Source organism: Acidobacteriota bacterium (genome assembly GCA_029861955.1).
Classification (GTDB): Bacteria; Acidobacteriota; Polarisedimenticolia; order Polarisedimenticolales; family Polarisedimenticolaceae; genus JAOTYK01.
Window position 1 is genome coordinate 1 of sequence record JAOTYK010000019.1, and the last position, 18,366, is coordinate 18,366.

The following is an 18,366-nucleotide window of genomic DNA, read 5'->3' on the forward strand; positions in this document are numbered from 1 at the left end:
GACCCGCATGTGGTTCTCCCGGGTTTCGCTCTCGTCGACGCCGCGCTCACCACGAAGTCGAAGCATGCCGTTCTCGATCTGGATATCGACCTCGTCTGCCGTGACGCCCGGGAGGTCGACACGTAGCACATAGCGGTTTGGCTCTTCGTGGAGGTCCACCGGAGGATGCCAGCCCGCAGCGATGCCGTCGCCGCTTCCGTCCGAGCGGGAGAGAACATCCTCAAACATCCGATTCAACCGGTTCTGGAGTTCGACCAGATCCCTAACCGGGTCCCATCGCTGGATCGCCATCAGTCACTTCCTATCGTCGGCCCCACCAGCAGGACCACCCCTAGATAGTACGACCAAATCCCCGTCATGTCCGCGTGAGTTCCCCGGTGGAAAGGGCCAGGGATTCGCCGTCGGTGGCGACATCGACCCGAACCGTATCGCCCGCCAGAAACTTGCCCTCCAGAAGGTCCAACGACAGTGGATCAAGGAGCCATTTCTGGATCGCCCGCTTCAGCGGCCTCGCGCCGAACGCCGGGTCGTAGCCCCATTCCGCCAGCCGGCCTCGCGCCGCGTCGCTGACCTCCAGGGACAACCCGCGCTCGCTGAGGATCCCGGCAAAGCGGGAAATCTGTAGATCGACGATCTGCGACAACGCGTCGCGACCAAGGGACTCGAACTCGATCGTCGAGTCCAGGCGATTGAGAAACTCCGGTCGGAACGTGTGTTGAAGGGCGTCGGGCTGAACGTTCGACGACAGGATCAAGATCGTGTTGCGGAAATCGACCGTACGGCCCTTGCCGTCCGTCAGTCGCCCGTCGTCCAGAACCTGGAGTAGGACGTTGAAGATCTCCGAATGAGCTTTCTCGATCTCGTCAAACAGGATCACGGAGTACGGTCGACGTCGCACCGCCTCGGTCAACTGTCCACCCTCGTCATGACCGACGTAGCCGGGAGGAGAACCGATCATTCTGGCTACCGAGTGTCTTTCGGAGTACTCCGACATGTCGAGTCGGACCAATGCCCTCTCGTCACCGAAGAGACTCTCCGCAAGCGCCTTGGCCAGCTCCGTCTTGCCGACGCCGGTAGGTCCGAGGAACAAGAACGTACCGACCGGCCGGGCAGGGTCCTTGAGGCCGGCTCGCGCGCGTCGGACCGCAGTTGCAGCGGCCGTGACCGCCTCGTTCTGTCCGATGACACGACAATGAAGATGGTCCTCGAGATGAATCAGCTTCTCGACCTCGCCCTCGAGGAGCTTCGCGGTCGGAATCCCGGACCACTCTGCCACGACGGTGGCGATGTTCTCGTCGGTGACTTCCTCACTCAGCATCGCGCCGTCTTTCTGGAGTTCTTCGAGGCACGCGTTCAGCTCCGTACGTCGAGACTCAAGCTCGGGGATCTCGCCATACCGCAACTCGGCGGCCCGCTCCAATGCGGATGCGCGTTCCGCCTTCTCGGTCTCTTCCCGCGTCTTTTCGATGCGCTTGTTGATCTCCTGAACCTCGTGGATCGCGCTCTTCTCGTTGTCCCACCGCTGCTTCATGGCGATGAGCTGTTCATTCAGATCCGCCAGCTCCGACTCGATCGCGGCGAGACGGTCGCGGGAAGCCCGATCGCTCTCCTGGGAGAGCGCCTGCTTCTCGACTTCAAGCTGCAGGGTCTTACGCTGCAGTTCGTCGATCTCGGTCGGCACCGAGTCGATCTGCATTTTCAGCAGCGCGGCTGCCTCGTCGATGAGATCGATCGCCTTGTCGGGGAGGAACCGGTCGCGGATATAGCGATCCGAGAGTGTTGCTGCGGCCACGAGGGCGGCATCCTGAATTCGAACACCGTGGTGAACCTCGTAGCGTTCCTTGAGACCGCGAAGGATCGAAATGGTATCCGGGACCGACGGTTCTCCCACCTTGACCGGCTGGAACCGTCTCTCTAGCGCCGAGTCTTTCTCGATGTATTTCCGATACTCGGCCAGGGTGGTCGCGCCGATGCAACGCAGCTCACCGCGTGCGAGTGCAGGCTTGAGGAGGTTGGCTGCATCCATCGCGCCTTCCGCCGCGCCCGCGCCGACCAGAGTGTGCAGCTCATCGATGAACAGGAGGTTGTTGCCGTCGGAGTCCTGAATCTCCTTCAGGACCGACTTCAGGCGATCCTCGAACTCACCTCGAAACTTCGCTCCCGCCACGAGCGCCCCCAGGTCGAGGGCCAGCAACGAGCGATCTTTTAGCGACTCCGGGACGTCGCCGTCCGCGATTCGTCTGGCGAGCCCCTCGGCAATCGCCGTCTTGCCCACACCCGGCTCGCCAATCAGGACCGGGTTGTTCTTGGTCCTGCGGGACAAGACCTGCATCGTGCGACGGATCTCGTCATCCCGCCCGATCACGGGATCGAGCTTGCCCTCCCGCGCCAGTTCCGTCAGGTCGCGGGCGTATTTTCGTAAAGCCTGAAGTTTGTCCTCGGGACTCGAGTCGGTGACCCGGCGGTCGCCGCGCACGTCGCGGAGTGCCGAGAGGACACCCTTCTCCGTCGCACCAAATCGCTTGAGCGTCTCGCCGGCACGGTCATTCCCGCGTGTCATTGCCAGGAGCAGATGCTCCGTCGACAGGTACTCGTCGCCGAACTCCTGGCGGAGCCCGTCGGCCTGTTTCAGTGTCTCCGCGAGCTGTCGGGAGGTCTGTGGTTCCGCTCCGCCCGCGACCGTTGGAAAGGTCGCGAGTTCTTGTTGAACGGCGTTCTGAATTCCGGCGGGATCGACTCCCAGTCGCTGCAGGATCGGTGTGACGATCCCTTCGCTCTGAGAGGTCAGCGCGGCCAGGAGATGCAGGGACGTCCACTCCGCGTGGCCGGCGCCCGCCGCGAGTTGCTGGGCGTTCTGGAGCGCGTCAATGGTCTTGAGCGTCATTCGTTCTGGGTTCATGGTCGTCTCCTGGAACCGGAACGGTCTCCGGGTTAGCGGGGGGTTGGGATTCTCTAGACGGTCTGTCAAGCCGGGCGGGGACGGTGGATCAGCGAGGGTCGAATCGACAGCGCACACGCATCCCGGGAACACTCTCTCCCTCGAAGCGGACGAATCTCGTTTCCGGGTCGCGGAGGATGTCGAACAGGTTTCCGGAAAGTGTGCCGCGGCCTCGGCCGCTATAACCGTCGGCTCCGAGGGCCAACACGTGGGGTGCCGAGAGGGAGAAGTCTCCACTCGAACTGTCCTGTGTATGGACACCCAGCACGGAGAGCACCAGAGGGCCGCCGGCGGTTTCGGCGCCGGCTTGTTCCTCATCGAGCGGTTTCCCGTCGCCGAATTCGATGCTGTCGCTATCGGTGATCTGCGGGGTCGGCGTCATTTGCAGGCGGTGTGCGAATTTCAGGTCGAGGATGGGCTGGACGAGGCGCCCTCGATCGATGAACGAACACCGCTCAGCGGCGATGCCCTCCGCGGTGAAGCGATAGGTGCCTGAGCGAAACGGGTGAAGCGGGTCAAATCGCAGGTGGATATCGTCTCGGAGGACGGCGTCCTCCGCGCCAAAGCGATCCAGGGCGAATTGTCCTTCACCATGAGAGACGACCGAGCCGCGGAGGTTGAACAGGAGCGTGCTGAGGACGTAGGACTGCACGACGTGGGGGTGCAGCAGGACCGACTGGACGCCGTCGGACATCGTGGCTTCTGCGCCGGCCAGGGCGTGGGCGAGGACCGCGATCCGTTGCAGGCGCGAGTCGATCCGCTCGGGGGATTCCAGCCGCCGAGAGCCGTGTCCGTCGCCGACCTCTCCGTTGACGTACACGTACCACCCGCACTGAGTGCCACGTGAGCGGACGTCGACCCCGTTGGAGTTTGTCAGACGAGCCGAGCGACGGGTGGCGGAGAGCGACCCACTCCAGGTGCGATAGCCCTCGCGATCGACATGGGCCTGCATTCTCTGAACCTGTTGCGCGAGCGGTTCAACGCTTCCGTCGGCGACCTCGGCCGCCGCGTCGTCGTAGATTTCGACATCGGGCATCGGCGTCGGTTCGCTGACATGCGCCGCATCCGGGTCGTCGTAGGCGGTCTCCCGTGCCCACTGAAGGACCTCCCTCGGCTCGCTTTCCAGCTGACGCCGTTCGAGATGCCCCCGACTGACACGGCCGTCGTTCCAGACCAACAGGTAGCGAGCGCCCCCACCGCGCGTCAGGTTGATCGGGGAGTGAACGCTCCCGATTTCCCGATCCTTGATGCCAAGCGATATGCCGGATGCCTCGGAGACGAACAGCGACCACGCGGCCGGCCCGTCCGGCCGACCGGTCTGGTGCTCCAGATACTCCCGTAGGGCGTCGGCCGACATCAACTGCCGCCGATGTGGACGTCCGGGTGAGGGTCCAGGACGAGGAAGTAATGACTCCCGCCGCTGGACGGGACATGCTGGCCCCACTTGCCGCAGAATCCGATGGCGTCCAGTCGCAGGGGGCCGAAGGCCTCGCGGATCGACTCCAGTGCGCCGAACATCGAACCGGAGAAGATCGCCGGCTTGTGGAGCGTGACGCCGTCCGGTGAGAGCGAATAGATGGCCCGGCAGTTGAACACGAACTCGCCGACCGACGTGTTGACCTGTCCCCCGGTGTAGCCAGAGAGATAACAGACCCGTGGATGGCGACGGAACACGCCGGCGTCCGCAAGCAGGTCGCGAACCTCTTCCGGACCGTAGTCTTCGAATCGACCGGGGGCGGGGAGGGGTGTCGCACACTCGATGCGAATGTTGGTCATTCGAGGGAGCGGCGCCGAGCCGTACGACTGCGCGCGGGCCGCACCGGTCAGGCGAACACCGCCGTTCCGGTACGACCAGAGATCGGACAGGCCATCGCGAAGGTGGCCGTCCTCGACCAGCACGGCTCGCTCGCGTGGCAGTCCATTGGCGCTGTAGGGCTGCCAGGCGTGGTCGTTCGGTTGGGGTTCGTCGATGATCGAAACATGGGACGGGCCCACCCGGTGGCCGGTCCGAAATCGACCGTCCTCGGCAAGCACCGACGCGCGGAAGCCGTCGGACTCGGACGCATGCCCGAACGCCTCGTGGGCCAGCCCCTTGGCGAGTGCGTAGTCGATGACGAGTGGGAAGCTGCCGCCCGGATGATGAGGTGCGTCGGCCAGTCGTGTCGCGAGTCCGGCGGCAGCGCGGCCTCGTGTCATGAACCTTTCAACGACCTCGTCGTCGTCGATCAACCGGGGATCGCTCGAGAAGACGTTGGTGGAGACACCGTGCCGCCCGTCGGTGCCGTGATTCGTGGCTCGTAGCGAGAGCAGGCAGCGGGGCATGCCGAACAGGACGTCGGTGGTGTCGCTACGACGGATTCTCCAGGCATCCATCTCGGCTCTGTAGCCCAGTTGGAGGGAGGCATCCGCCGTGGACCGTTGGAGTTCGGTCTCGATTTCCAGGAGCCGCTTGCCGACGCGGGTCTGGTCGATGGCGTCGAAGGCGTCGTCGTCCACCGGGACCTCGCGGCCCTGATGGACGGCAAGTGTCGAGAGCGCGGCCGGCGTCAACCCGAGCCGCTCGCCGTGGCGTGTCGCCTCGATCGTCCTGTCGAGGAGACTCTCGGAATCCTCGGGGTCGAAGCCGTCCACGCTCGCCAGAGCGGGGTAGCCGTGATCGTCGATCACATGCATGCCGTGGCCGGCGGATATCGAGCGGTGGGTGTTCTCGACCCGCCCCTGACGCACCGATACGTGACGGGACGACAGCGATTGGGCGCGCCAGATCAGGAATACGCCACGCTCCCTTGCCGTCGCACAGAGGCGCGAGCTCAGGTCATCCAGGCGTTCCAGGTCATCGATCACGGCCGGACGTTAACCCGCCCGACAACCGTCTGCAAGCCTATCTGTCGCTAATCGATCGTGACGGCACCCGAGGCGCAGTTGTCGACACAGATCCAACACTCGGTACAGGCGGCGGGGTTGGCCAGCTCGGTGGCACCGTTCTCGTGCTCGATGACATCCTCGGGGCAGACCGCAGCGCAGACGCCGGAATGCTCGCAAAGATCGCTGTCAATAGTGATACCCATGCGAAAAACATAGGGTCCGGTCCGGGTGCGGGCAACCCGGTTGCCACCGTCCCGTTGCGGGGTGTAGCATCACGCCTCCCACCGAGAGAGTGATGGCCGACTCCGTCCGACAACGATTTGAGCAGGAAGAAGACGCCAGGCTGGCGATATATGCCTGGCGCTCGGCGGACGCCGACCGCCGGATGCCGGTCGAGAATGAGGGGCGGCTCTACGATTACCGCTCACGATTCCAGCGAGATCGAGATCGGGTCGTCTATTCCAGGGCGTTTCGACGTCTTCGCCAGAAGGCCCAGGCCGGGATGCTCCCGGAATACGAGGATCATCGTCGTAATCGCCTGACCCACACGTTGGAGGTCACGCAACTGGCCCGCACGGTTGCCCGAGCCCTCCGACTCAACGAGGACCTGGTGGAGGCGATCGGGCTGGCCCACGATCTAGGTCAACCACCGTTCGGTCCCGTCGGCACCCGCGCTCTCGACGATATCGTCGGTGGGCGTCTCGACGGTCGTGGCGGACCCGGTCTCGGTGATCTCGGTGGTTTCCGACGAAGCTGGCAGTCGCTTCGAGTCGTGGACAGTCTGGAAAAGCGATACGACCATCCGGGTCTCAATCTCACCGACCCGGTCCGAGAAGGCGTCGTCAAGTGCGCGCCGGTGCCGGACCCACCTCCGTGGGAGAGTCTCGGTCTGCGACGGGGCTGCGGGGTTCATCTCGAGGGGCAGGTCGTACGCGTCGCGGACCGGATCGCCACCGCGCTCCACGATCTCGACGACGGCCTACAGTCCGGACAGTTGGAGCTGTCGCGGGTCGAGCGACTCGACTCGGTTCGGCAACTGCGCCGGAAGCTCGGCGATCGCTACCCGTCCCGAGGGAGCCGGTTCGCCCGCATCAACTCGCTCCACAGGGGATTCGTTCATCTGCTCGTGACCGGAGCCGTGGTCGCCAGCGGGCGACGCCTCAAGCGGTTGATCGCCGATCAAGAGATCGAATCGGCGGAGCAACTGTCGACGGTTCGTGATGAGATCATTGACGGCACCGAGATTCGATTGCCGCCCTCCGCGCGACGGGTTCTGGAGCAGATCGAGCAGTTCCTCGAGGGACGCGTTCGCTCGACACGCGAGGCGGACCAGGTCGAGGCGACAGGACGCCGGGTCATCCTCGGGCTCTTCGCCGCCTACTGGTCCGACCCGACGCTCCTCGATGACCACGTGTTGCTTCGATTCCGCGAGGCAACGGGGGTGCGATACCTTCGGGATATCCCACGGGAGCGTCGAGCGGGGGAGATACGCGAGGTCTACCAGCAGGGATCCCAGTATGTGACGGTCCTGATCGACCATCTGGCAGCCATGACCGACACTTACGCGGTCCGCGAACACCGTCGCCTGCTGTCGATGGCTGCCGTACCGATCCCCGGCGCCGAGCGGCTACGTTTCGAATCCGAGTCTCTGGCTCCATATCCGGACACCCCTCGACCGCCCTCAACCGATAGAATGGACTGATCCTCAAATCCAAGAGCAACATCCAGTAAGTGAGATAGTCAAGATGAACAACAAGACCCTTCGCGAAACGGACCCCGGCGTCGCCGACGCCCTGGAGGGCGAGGCCCGACGTCAGGCCGAGGGCCTGGAGTTGATCGCATCGGAAAACTTCGTCAGCGAGGCAGTTCTCGAGGCGATGGGTTCGGTCCTTACCAACAAGTACGCCGAGGGGTATCCGGGGCGTCGTTACTACGGGGGATGCGAGTACTCGGATCAGGTCGAGAGGCTCGCCCGGGATCGTGCCAAGCAGCTGTTCGATGCTGAGTACGCAAATGTCCAACCGCACTCGGGGAGTCAGGCAAACCAGGCGGTCTATTTCAGCGTTCTGAAGCCCGGCGACACGGTCCTCGGCATGGATCTCGCCCACGGTGGACACCTCACACACGGTCATCCCCTCAATCTCTCCGGCCAGCTGTTCAAGTTCGTGGGCTACGGCGTCCGTCGTGAGGATGAACAGATCGACTATGACGGACTCCTCGACCTGGCGAAGGAGCACCGACCGAAGTTGATTGTCTGCGGCGCGTCTGCGTACTCACGGACGATCGACTTTGAACGGATCGCGCAGATCGCCGCGGAAGTCGGTGCACCCGTGATGGCGGACATCGCACACATCGCGGGTCTCGTCGCGGCCGGCGCTCACCCAAGTCCCGTGCCGCACTGCGAATACGTCACCACGACCACTCACAAGACATTACGAGGGCCCCGCGGAGGGTTGATCGTCAGCCGCAAGAAATTCGCCAAGGCCATCAATCGAACGGTCTTCCCGGGGTTGCAGGGTGGCCCCTTCATGCACGTCATCGCCGCCAAGGCGGTCGCGTTCCACGAGGCATTGCAGCCGACCTATGCCGACTACATCGGTCAGGTGGTCAAGAACGCCAGCACGCTTGCGGAGCGGATGGCAGGCCACGGATTCCGACTCGTCTCCGGCGGGACCGACAACCATCTCTTCCTCCTGGATGTCTTCTCGAAGGGGATCACCGGCAAGGAGGCCGAGGAGGCTCTGGAGGCGGCGGGGATTACGGTGAACAAGAACGCAATTCCGTTCGACCAGAATCCGCCGATGGTGGCCAGCGGGCTCCGGATTGGAACGCCGGCGCTGACCAGTCGAGGGATGGATCAGGACGCCATGGAGACGGTCGGCGACCTGATCGCCAGAGTCCTGGACAACCGCGACGACCCCGAGCAGCTGAAATCGATCCGACGACAGGTCGCGGAGTTCTCGTCGGCGTACCCGCTCTATGCCGGCCGCTTACAGATCGCCTGAGCCGGCAGCGACGTAGACGAACCGACCGGTGAAAACGCTCGATCGATTCTTCTCTCTGGATGGAGAGCTCGCCCGCGCCATCGAGGGCTACGAAGAGCGGCAGGGGCAGCGGCAGATGGCCGAGACCGTTGCCCAGACTCTCGAGCGCGGGGGGGTTCGCCTGATCGAGGCCGCGACGGGCACGGGCAAGACGCTGGCCTATCTCTTGCCGCTGATCCTCTCCGGTCGTCGGGTCATCATCTCGACCGGAACCCTTAACCTGCAGGATCAGATCGACCAGAAAGACCTTCCGTTCGTGCGGGACAAACTTGGACTCAACGTCGATTGGCGAGTGATGAAGGGGCGAGACAATTACCTCTGTCGCTATCGCCTTGCGGAGTTCGCCCGTCAGCCGCTCCTTCGAGATGCAAGCGAGGCCCGGCATGTCGACACGGTCGTCGCCTGGGCAGGCGAGACCGAGTCCGGGGATCGCGCCGAACTCAAGGGGCTACCCGAGCGACTTCAATTCTGGCGGGATATCAACGCTCGCGCCGATACGTGCACCGGCAGCCGCTGCCCGGAGTACGAGAACTGTTGGTTGACCCGCGTCAAGCGAGAGGCACAGCAGACCAACATCGTCATCGTGAACCACCACCTGTTCTTTGCGGATCTTGCTGTTCGTTCGGAGTTTGGTTCCGTCTTGCCAGAGTACGACACGGTCGTCTTCGATGAGGCGCACCTTCTCGAGGAAGTTGCGACCCTCTACTTCGGGATCCAGGTGTCCACGAACCAGATCGAGGAGTTGGCCCGTGACGCGGAGAAGCTCTCGGCTGCCGGCGGTGGGCCAAAGGTCAACGGCGCGGGTGCGGGGCCCCTGCGTGAGGCCGCACGGGAATTCTTCATGCCGTTGCAGGGACGCCTCAGAGACGCCATCGGACGGATTCGTTTCGATCCTCCAGGCCACGGCGGCGCAGACCTCGAGGCCGAGTGGGCGGTCCTGTCCCACGCACTCGATGAGGTCTCGCGGCAATCGGCCGCGCTCGAAACGGGTGCCGAGACCGTCGAGTCGCTCCCGCGTCGCTGCGAGACGATCCGTGTTGCGTTGCAGAACATCGTGCCGCGCGACGATCCGGGGACCGTTTACGGCATCGAGATGCGTGGGAGGGCATCGGTCGTCCTGACCGCGTCGCCGATCGATGTGGCGGACACGCTTCGCGAGCGGCTCTTCGAGCGAGTTGACGCCGCGGTCCTTACATCGGCGACCCTTGCTATCGGCGGCAAGTTCGACTTCTATCGTCAGCGGTTGGGTGTCGATGACGCGGAAGGGACAATCGTCCCCTCGTCTTTTGATTACGAGACGCAGGCCGCACTCTACCTGCCACCCCACATGCCCGAGCCACGCGAGCCCCAGTACTTCGACCGTGCCCTGGACGAGATTATCGCTCTGCTGGAACTTAGCGGCGGGCGGGCGTTTCTCTTGTTCACGTCCCACGCACAGATGAATCGTGTGCACGAACGGCTCTCTGAATACGAGCGATGGCCGCTCCTGTTGCAGGGGCAAGGCAGTAAGGCCGGCCTGATCGAGACGTTCCGCACGACCGATCGGGCGGTGCTCCTCGGTACGACGTCGTTCTGGCAGGGTGTGGACGTCGCCGGCCCGGCGTTGTCGCTGGTCGTGATCGACAAGCTCCCGTTTGACGTTCCCAGCGATCCGCTGGTGGCGGCTCGGATCGAACGACTACGGGACCAGGGACAGAACCCGTTCATGGAATACCAGTTGCCGATGGCGGTGTTGGATCTCAAGCAGGGACTCGGCAGGCTGCTGCGAGGACGCGAGGACCGTGGCGTACTGGCGGTGCTTGACGGCCGTCTCGTGAGTCGCCGGTACGGCAAGGTGTTCCTCGAGTCGCTGCCACCCTACAGCCGCTTCCGTGACCGTGAACCGCTTGCCGGGTTTTTTCGCTGAGTCCCTACGCTGCTATCATCAGCGCCCCAGAGCAAGGAGCTCCCATGCGACGTCAGATCCCGCTTCTGATTCTGATCGCGTTGTGCACGATCTCGTGCTCGACGCACGAGCCCGTACGCGACGATTCGATCACTCGGGCCAGGGACCTCGCCCGTCGGGTGATGATCGTCGATACCCACGTTGACGTGCCGTATCGATTACAAACGTCGGACGCCGATATTTCCGGCCCTGCGCCGGATGGGGACTTCGACTATCCCCGTGCCGTCGAAGGCGGACTCGATCTACCGTTCATGTCGATCTACGTACCGGCAAGCTATCAGGAGACGGGTGGCGCGAAGGTATTTGCAGATCAGATGCTGGACCAACTCGAAGCCATTGTCGCCGAGCATCCTGACAAATTTGCACTTGTTCACGACTCGGACGATGCGGAGCGAATCTTCGCGGCGGGGAAGATCGGTTTCGCGCTCGGGATGGAGAACGGCGCTCCGGTGGAGGGCGATCTCGCGAATCTATCCCACTTCCATGAACGCGGCATCCGCTACATCACGCTGACCCACTCGAAGGACAACGAGATTTGCGACTCGTCCTACGACCCCGCGCGCACCTGGAACGGTCTCAGTCCGTTTGGTCACGAAGTCGTTGCCGAGATGAATCGGCTCGGAATCATGATCGATGTATCCCACATCAGCGACGCCGCCTTTGAGCAGGTTCTCGATGTAACCCGCGCGCCGGTGATCGCCTCCCACTCGAGTTGTCGTCATTTCACGCCGGACTTCGAACGCAACATGAGCGATGAGATGATTCGGCGACTGGCGGAGAACGGCGGCGTGATACAGATCAATTTTGGCTCATCGTTTCTTGACGGCACGTACCAGAAGGCTCGTTCAGCTCACTGGAAAGCGGTGGGGGAGTATCTGGACGAAAACGGTATCGATCACTCGTCCGCAGAGGCGGCAGACTATCAGAAACAGTATTTCACCGATCGTCCCCTAGCCGTGTCGACCCTCGAGCGCGTCGTCGAACACATCGAACACGTGGTGAAGCTTGTCGGTGTCGATCACGTTGGAATCGGTTCTGACTTTGACGGCGTTGGGGACTCGCTCCCGAAACAGTTGCAGGACGTTTCCGCCTACCCCAACCTGATCGCGGAGTTGCTGCGTCGTGGCTACGATGACGCCGAAGTCGAGAAGATCTGCGGCGGAAACCTGCTGCGAGTCTGGAAGGAAGTCGAGCAGGCGGCAGCCGCTCAGTAGCCTCGCGCGCAACCGTCTTTGCGGGATTCCGTCGCACCGGAAAGCACGCCACTCTGCGGATCGCGTGCAACCGCCTGGTAACCCCCGTAGCTGTCCACTCCCGGGCCGAGTCGATGTCCTCTGCGGGACAGATCTTGACGAATCTCGTCGGGGACCTCGGACTCCAGATGCAGGACCCCTCCCGCGGTCATCAGCGTGCCGGTCGGCTCCGATGAATCCGTGTGATAGAACCGCGCGGCATCGCCGGCCTCCTGTAGGTTCATGTCGAGGTCCAGCATGTTGACGAGTATCTGGACATGTCCCTGAGGTTGCATGTCACCGCCCATGACGCCGAATGCCAGCCACGGTTGTCCGTCCTTCATGGCGAACGCAGGAATGATCGTGTGGAACGGACGCTTTCCCGGCTTGAGGTGATTCGGGCTTTCGGGATACAGGTTAAAGAGCGCACCACGATTCTGGATGCCGAAGCCCCACTGAGGGAGGACGTAACCCGAGCCGAAGCCGGTGTAGTTGCTCTGGATCAGCGAGACCATGTTGCCGTCCCTGTCGGCCACGGCGAGGTAGGTCGTGTCTCCGCGAGCCATACCCGGATCGCCCGGCTCGAGGCGCTCTGCCGCACGATTCATGTCGATCCGTTTGGCCTGCGTGCGTCCGTAAGCTTTCGAGATCAGGTTGCCTGTGGGGACTTCGGCAAACTCCGGATCGGCATAGAATCGCGCCCGGTCTTCGTAGGCCAACTTCTTGGCCTCGATCATCAGATGCCAGAAGTTCGCCGACTCGCGACCCATCGAACGAAGATCGAAACCCTCGAGGATGTTCAGCATCTCGAGCGCGGCGATGCCTTGCCCGTTGGGCGGCAGCTCGAACAGGTCGACGCCACGATAGGAGGTGGACTGGGGTTCGACCCAATCGGACGAGTGTCGTGTCAAGTCTTCGATGGAGAAGAACCCACCCTGGGCCTCCGAGAACGCAACGATCGCCCGCGCGATCTCGCCGTCGTAGAATGCCGCGCGCCCGGCGGTCGCCAGTTGGCGATAGGTTCCCGCCAGAGCCGGGTTTCGGAAGATCTGTCCTTCGTCGGGGGCCTTACCGTCGAGGAGGAACACCTCGGCAAATCCGGGCTTCTCTCCGAAGATCTTCACGGACCGTTTCCATTCGGCGGCGATCACTTTGGGGACGGGTCGGCCTGTTTCAGCCGCCGCGATCGACGGGGCGAGAATGCTTGCCATCGGCAGTTTGCCGAAGCGATCGTGGAGTACAAACCACCCGTCGACCGCACCGGGCACGCTCCAGGCGTAGGGGCTGTGGAGAGGGATAGTGCCGTCGTCCTCCGCAGGAACGGAGCCCGCCGTCAACGCCGCGGGGGCTCGGCCGGACCCGTTGAGACCGTGGAGTCTTCCGCTGTTTGCGTCCCAGAGGATCGCGAAGAGGTCACCTCCTACGCCACAGGACGTCGGTTCGAGAAAGCCGAGCGCGGCGTTGACTCCGATGGCGGCATCGACGGCCGTGCCGCCTTCTTTCAGAAGATCCAGACCGATCTGGACTGCTTGCGGATGGGCAGCCGCGACCATCCCGTTCTTCGCGTGGACCACGCGATGGGTCGGGGCATGTTTTCCTCCCGGAGCGTCGAAATTCCTGGGCATCGGACCGATCCTAACCGAAAAGCGGGATCTCCGTCCTCGCGCCGGATGCGTCCAAACCGTGGGTCCGTCGTACTACCCTATGAAGTCTCGGATACAGGAGTTATCGATGTCGGTACGTTCCACGGTTCAAATCTCGCTCTTCGCCTTCCTGGCCCTTTTCCTTCTCTCGACAGGATCGCTGTCGGCCGAGGAGCCACCGCCACCGCCACCGCGATCGGCGCCGCAGGTCCTTTCGCTGTTCGGCAGTGGAGGAACGTACCTCGGTGTTCGACTTGAGGAAGAGATCGACCATGAAGAGGGTGGGGCCCGCGTGACGACCGTCGTCGACGGGTCGCCTGCCGACGACGCCGGTCTCGAGGTGGGGGACATCATCGTCGAGTTCGACGGCGATGTGATCCGCGGTCCAGCCGCCTTGTCAAAGAAGATCAGCAGCCGTGACCCCGGCGACAAGATCAAGATTCGTATCGTTCGCGAGCGTCGTAAGCAATCCATCGACGTAGAGCTCGGAGAACGGGCGTCGTCGGCCCTGGCCGCGCTCGCGCCGCTCGATGCCTCACGGTCCTACGAGTTCTTCTTCGATGACCTCGAGGTGCCAAACGTCGACCCGGAGGTTCTGGAACGCGCGCTGGAGAGCGCCGGTAGGGCGCTCGGCGAGTTGAAGTTTCCCGGTTACTCGGTTGCATGCGCCGATGGCGATTGCGAGGGAACATCCCTTTTCTCATTCGGTTCGCGACCGACGCTGGGTGTTCATCTCGTCGAGACCACGTCGGAGCTCCGCGAGCATCTCGGCGGCAGCGACGACGCGGGTGTGCTCGTGAGCCGTGTCCTGAGGGGAACCCCTGCGGATAGCGCGGGGATCGAGGTCGGGGATCTGATCCTGCGTGTCGATGGGGACGAGGTCTCGGACGCCAGGGAATTGCGTGGTGCGCTTCGCGAGCTGGCCGGTGAGGCGTTCATGATCGAGATCGTTCGCGACGGCGACGCGCTCACCCTGGAGGTCGTGCTTCCTGAGCAGGATGCCGACGCCAACGGCCCCAAGGCGCTCTTTTCTCCGCCGGGATTCTTGATGCCTGTAGCCTTCCCCGTCTAGAATCCTCACGATCGTGAGGACTAGAGACCGGGAGGGGCCATTGTGAGTGTTCTGTCGCGTCGTGCCCGTGAGTTGGGCACGGAAAACGCATTCGTCGTACTGGGGGAGGTTGCGCGTCTCGAGGCTGACGGCGCGGATGTCGTTTCGTTCTGCATCGGCCAGCCCGACTTCCCGACTCCCGAGAACATTTGTAACGCGGCGATCGCGGCGATCCGTGAGGGCAAGCACGGTTATACGCCGTCACCGGGAATCGAACCGCTTCGTCACGCCGTTGCCGAATACTTGACGCGAACCCGCGGGGTCGTCGTCGAGCCGGATCACGTCGTCTGTGGTTGCGGTGGGAAGCCGTTCATCGGCTACACCATCCAGAGCGTGACCGACTACGGAGTGGGAGAGGAGGTCATTTATCCCAATCCGGGTTTCCCGATTTATGACTCCCAGGTGACCGCCTGTGGAGCCATCCCCGTTCCGCTTGATCTGAGAGAGAGTCGTGGCTTCGGCTTCGACATGGACGAGCTCCGTGCGCGGGTCAACGAGAAGACACGCCTGCTGATTCTCTGTAGCCCGCAGAATCCGACCGGCGGATGTCTTTCGCGGTCGGACCTGGAACAGGTGGCAGAGATCGTTCGTCCGTTCGATAACCTGTGGATCTACTCCGACGAGGTCTACTCCGGTCTGGTCTACGACGGCGACTTCGCGAGTATCGCGGCCGTGGACGGCATGCAAGAGCGGACGGTCATCGCGGATTCCGCGTCCAAGACCTACGCGATGACCGGTTGGCGGATCGGCTACGCGGCCAATGCGAAGCTGGCACCGGCGATGACCCGATGGGTCACCAATACCGATTCCTGCCCACCGCACCCCAATCAATTCGCCGTCGTCGAGGCATTGAACGGACCTCAGGACGCCGCGTTGGAAATGCGAGATGTGTTTCACAAGCGACGGGATCGTATCGTTGCCGGTCTCAACGACCTCGACGGCGTGCATTGCCTGACGCCCGGCGGTGCGTTCTACGTCTGGCCTAACGTCACCGAACTGTGCAAGATCGTCGGGGTCGAGGACAGCGAGTCGCTGAGGAAGCGACTGCTGTACGACGCCGGCGTCGCGGTGTTGGCCGACATCCACTTCGGTCGGAAGGTCGAGGGCGACGGCGAACATATCCGTTTCTCGTACGCGTCGTCCTTCGAGGCGATCGACGACGGGTTAGGCCGAATCGAGGATTTCATCAAGAAGAACCGTCGCTGATCGCGACGACCGGGGAGAATAATCGTGGCCGAGTCGCGTCCCGCCGATGTGCAACAGCTCTACAACCAGGCCGAAGAGTCTTTCGAACACTATGAGGTCGTGAAGGATCTGGTCGACGAGATGATCGACCTGATGCTGAACTACCGTCAGAGTGGTCATCCAGGTGGATCCCGATCGAAGGTTCACGTGTTTCTCACGCTTGTGCTGTCGGGTGCGATGCGATGGGACCTGTGGCGTCCCTGGCGCCCGTTCTGCGATCGATTCGTGCTTTCGGCCGGGCACACCGTCCCATTGGTCTACGCGTCGCTGGCCGTGCTGAATGAGATCGCACGCAGACGACACAAGCAGACCGGAAACGAAGCATTCGCCTTTCCGAGCGACGGCCGGTACGCATTGACCTGGGAGGACCTGCTCGACCTGCGGCACAACCAGGGTCTCGCCGGTCACGCGGAGATGGAAGGGAAGACGATGTTCCTCAAGTGGAACACCGGGCCGTCGGGGCATGGTATGCCGGCCGCCGCAGGGGAGGCCCTGGCGCTCCGGATGGCGGGTGCCCGAGAGGTCAGGGTGTTCGCCGTCGAAGGCGAGGGCGGATTGACACCGGGGGCGAGTCACGAGACGCGGAATAGCGCGTGGGGTCTGGGCCTGGACAATCTCACGTTTCTGGTGGACTGGAACGACTACGGGATCGATGACAACGCGATCTCCTCGGTGGTTCACGGCGCCCCCGTCGATTGGTTTGAGCCTAATGGGTGGAAGGTCGGCGGGACCGAACACGGATCCGAGTGGGGGCCGGTCTGTCGCGCGCTACTCGAGACCGTCTACGGGCCCAATCCGAATCGCGCCCCGACGATGGCCTGGTTCAAGACCCGCAAGGGGCGCGGTTACTTGAAGTACGACAACAAGTCTCACGGTGCCGCGCACAAGATGAACAGTGAGCCGTTCTGGCAACTGCGCGACGGGTTTGCCGAGAAATACGGCGTCACCTACGAGGGGAAAGACCAGCCGACCCCCGAAGGGGAAGCGGCCGTCCGCGAACAGGCAGCCACCAATCTGCGTACGGCGATGAGCATTCTTGATGATCGCCCAGACGTGGTGGAGGCGATCGGCGATCGGTTGCTGAAGCTCGCCGAATCGGTGCCCGACTCGATTGATGGCATGCGTCTCGACGGAGGCGGCGCCGCGATCTTTCATGACGAGGCGCTCTACGATTTTCGCAACTATCCCGAGTCGGTCTACGCCAAGCCGGGTGAGATCAAACCGAATCGGACCGGGCTGGCGACCTGGGGTGCGTGGGTCAACAGTTACGCCCGTAAGAACTACAACCGACCGCTGTTCGTCGTCTGCTCCGCCGATCTTGCCGACTCGACCAACATCTCCGGTTTCGCCAAGGGCTACGGCGACGTGGAAGGCTACGGCTGGTATCAGCGCGACGAGGACCCCGACGGCGTCTTGCTTCCGCAGCAGATTACTGAATTCACCAACGCAGGGATCTGTGTCGGTGCGGCGTCGGTGAACCTGGCCTCGGATCCGATGAAGGAGTTCAACGGATTCTGGACCGGTTGCTCGACCTACGGTTCGTTCTCGTATCTGAAGTACGGGCCGATGCGTCTCTTCAGCCAGTTGGCCCAGGACTGCGATCTGAAGGTCGGCAAGGTGATCTGGGTCGCCGGTCATTCGGGGCCGGAAACGGCCGAGGATTCTCGAACCCATTTCGGCATTTTCTCCCCGGGAGTGACCCAGTTGTTTCCGGACGGTCATGTGATCGACCTGCATCCGTGGGAATACAACGAGGTGCCCGTCGTCCTGGCCGCAGCACTCAAGACCGACGCCGCCATCGTGGCACTGCACCTGACGCGTCCTGCCATCGAGATTCCCGATCGAGATGCGCTGGGAATGGATTCCCACTTCGAGGCAGCTCGGGGGGCGTATTTGATCCGAGCGTACGACGCGTCGCGACCGAAGGCCGGGACCGTGATCGTTCAGGGCTCATCGACGACCAACAACCTCGTCAAGATCTTGCCGAAACTCAATTCGAGTGGCCCCAACGTGAAGATCGTCGCCGCGATCAGCCCGCAGCTGTTCGCGTTGCAGGATCGTGCGTATCGCGATTCGGTGCTTTCCGACAGCGATCGATGGGACTCGATGGTGATAAGCAACCGATCCCGGCGGGTCACCTCCGATTGGATCGCCCACCAACTCGTTGCCGAGTACTCCTTGACCTCCGACTTCGACGATCGCTGGCGCACCGGCGGCAGTGTCGACGAGGTCATCGATGAGGCCCACCTCTCATCTCGACATATAGCGGATGGGATCGAGCGGTTCGCCCGCGACCGTGATGAGCGGCTCCGACGGATGAAGGACCGGATTCCGGAAGCGTAG

The 18,366-nt window shown here is 63.0% G+C and carries 13 protein-coding genes; 7 read left to right on the forward strand and 6 right to left on the reverse strand.

Annotated features, from left to right (window positions below):
- From OES25_10740 to OES25_10760, 5 genes are all read right to left on the reverse strand, one after another.
- Window positions 1-291, reverse strand: a 291-nt coding sequence (locus OES25_10740; GenBank protein ID MDH3628115.1) for an Hsp20/alpha crystallin family protein, incomplete at its 3' end; no start/stop codon positions are given.
- A gap of 64 nt (window positions 292-355) precedes the next feature.
- Window positions 356-2,899 (reverse strand): ATP-dependent chaperone ClpB, encoded by a 2,544-nt coding sequence (gene clpB, locus OES25_10745; protein MDH3628116.1) that lies wholly within the window; start codon window positions 2,897-2,899, stop codon window positions 356-358.
- Window positions 2,900-2,987: 88 nt separating this feature from the next.
- Entirely contained in the window at window positions 2,988-4,295 is a 1,308-nt protein-coding gene (locus OES25_10750) for a metallopeptidase TldD-related protein (protein MDH3628117.1), read from the reverse strand.
- Window positions 4,295-5,782, reverse strand: coding sequence for a TldD/PmbA family protein (locus OES25_10755; GenBank protein ID MDH3628118.1), 1,488 nt, complete (start codon window positions 5,780-5,782; stop codon window positions 4,295-4,297). Before OES25_10755 ends, OES25_10750 begins: the two co-directional genes overlap by 1 nt.
- 47 nt (window positions 5,783-5,829) lie before the next feature.
- A complete protein-coding gene (locus OES25_10760) occupies window positions 5,830-6,006 on the reverse strand; it encodes a 4Fe-4S binding protein (protein ID MDH3628119.1) in 177 nt (58 codons plus the stop codon).
- A 92-nt stretch (window positions 6,007-6,098) separates the two neighbouring features.
- Between OES25_10760 and OES25_10765 the strand changes: the two genes are divergently transcribed.
- The 4 genes from OES25_10765 to OES25_10780 are packed head-to-tail and all read left to right on the forward strand — an operon-like array spanning window position 6,099 to window position 12,006.
- Window positions 6,099-7,505, forward strand: a complete 1,407-nt coding sequence (locus OES25_10765; GenBank protein MDH3628120.1) for an HD domain-containing protein — start codon at window positions 6,099-6,101, stop codon at window positions 7,503-7,505.
- Window positions 7,506-7,548: 43 nt separating this feature from the next.
- Window positions 7,549-8,808 carry a serine hydroxymethyltransferase gene (locus OES25_10770; GenBank protein MDH3628121.1) on the forward strand — a complete coding sequence of 420 codons (1,260 nt, stop codon included), beginning with the start codon at window positions 7,549-7,551 and terminating at the stop codon, window positions 8,806-8,808.
- A 28-nt stretch (window positions 8,809-8,836) separates the two neighbouring features.
- A complete protein-coding gene (locus OES25_10775; GenBank protein MDH3628122.1) occupies window positions 8,837-10,753 on the forward strand; it encodes an ATP-dependent DNA helicase in 1,917 nt (638 codons plus the stop codon).
- 44 nt (window positions 10,754-10,797) lie between these two features.
- Window positions 10,798-12,006: a dipeptidase gene (locus OES25_10780; GenBank protein MDH3628123.1), complete on the forward strand. Its 1,209-nt coding sequence runs from the start codon at window positions 10,798-10,800 to the stop codon at window positions 12,004-12,006.
- On the opposite strand, the gene OES25_10785 is transcribed toward OES25_10780, so the two are convergent.
- The gene (locus OES25_10785; protein MDH3628124.1) at window positions 12,000-13,649 is read right to left on the reverse strand and encodes a gamma-glutamyltransferase family protein; all 1,650 of its coding nucleotides are present in this window, start codon (window positions 13,647-13,649) and stop codon (window positions 12,000-12,002) included. The genes OES25_10780 and OES25_10785 overlap by 7 nt on opposite strands.
- A 106-nt stretch (window positions 13,650-13,755) precedes the next feature.
- Here OES25_10785 and OES25_10790 point away from each other — a divergent pair, with 106 nt between their 5' ends.
- The 3 genes from OES25_10790 (at window position 13,756) to OES25_10800 (ending at window position 18,366) form a co-directional block, all read left to right on the forward strand.
- Window positions 13,756-14,739 carry a PDZ domain-containing protein gene (locus tag OES25_10790; GenBank protein MDH3628125.1) on the forward strand — a complete coding sequence of 328 codons (984 nt, stop codon included), beginning with the start codon at window positions 13,756-13,758 and terminating at the stop codon, window positions 14,737-14,739.
- A gap of 42 nt (window positions 14,740-14,781) precedes the next feature.
- Window positions 14,782-15,984, forward strand: a complete 1,203-nt coding sequence (locus tag OES25_10795) for a pyridoxal phosphate-dependent aminotransferase (GenBank protein ID MDH3628126.1) — start codon at window positions 14,782-14,784, stop codon at window positions 15,982-15,984.
- A 120-nt stretch (window positions 15,985-16,104) separates the two neighbouring features.
- Window positions 16,105-18,366, forward strand: a complete 2,262-nt coding sequence (locus OES25_10800; GenBank protein MDH3628127.1) for a transketolase — start codon at window positions 16,105-16,107, stop codon at window positions 18,364-18,366.

Excerpts from the sequence above, each read along its gene's own strand:
- clpB (MDH3628116.1), bottom strand. The coding sequence starts at position 2,899 with ATGAACCCAGAACGAATGACGCTCAAGACCATTGACGCGCTCCAGAAC.
- OES25_10760 (MDH3628119.1), bottom strand. The coding sequence starts at position 6,006 with ATGGGTATCACTATTGACAGCGATCTTTGCGAGCATTCCGGCGTCTGC.
- OES25_10770 (MDH3628121.1), top strand. The coding sequence starts at position 7,549 with ATGAACAACAAGACCCTTCGCGAAACGGACCCCGGCGTCGCCGACGCC.
- OES25_10800 (MDH3628127.1), top strand. The coding sequence starts at position 16,105 with ATGATCGACCTGATGCTGAACTACCGTCAGAGTGGTCATCCAGGTGGA.
- OES25_10785 (MDH3628124.1), bottom strand. The coding sequence starts at position 13,649 with ATGCCCAGGAATTTCGACGCTCCGGGAGGAAAACATGCCCCGACCCAT.
- OES25_10750 (MDH3628117.1), bottom strand. The coding sequence starts at position 4,295 with ATGTCGGCCGACGCCCTACGGGAGTATCTGGAGCACCAGACCGGTCGG.
- OES25_10780 (MDH3628123.1), top strand. The coding sequence starts at position 10,798 with ATGCGACGTCAGATCCCGCTTCTGATTCTGATCGCGTTGTGCACGATC.
- OES25_10790 (MDH3628125.1), top strand. The coding sequence starts at position 13,756 with ATGTCGGTACGTTCCACGGTTCAAATCTCGCTCTTCGCCTTCCTGGCC.
- OES25_10765 (MDH3628120.1), top strand. The coding sequence starts at position 6,099 with ATGGCCGACTCCGTCCGACAACGATTTGAGCAGGAAGAAGACGCCAGG.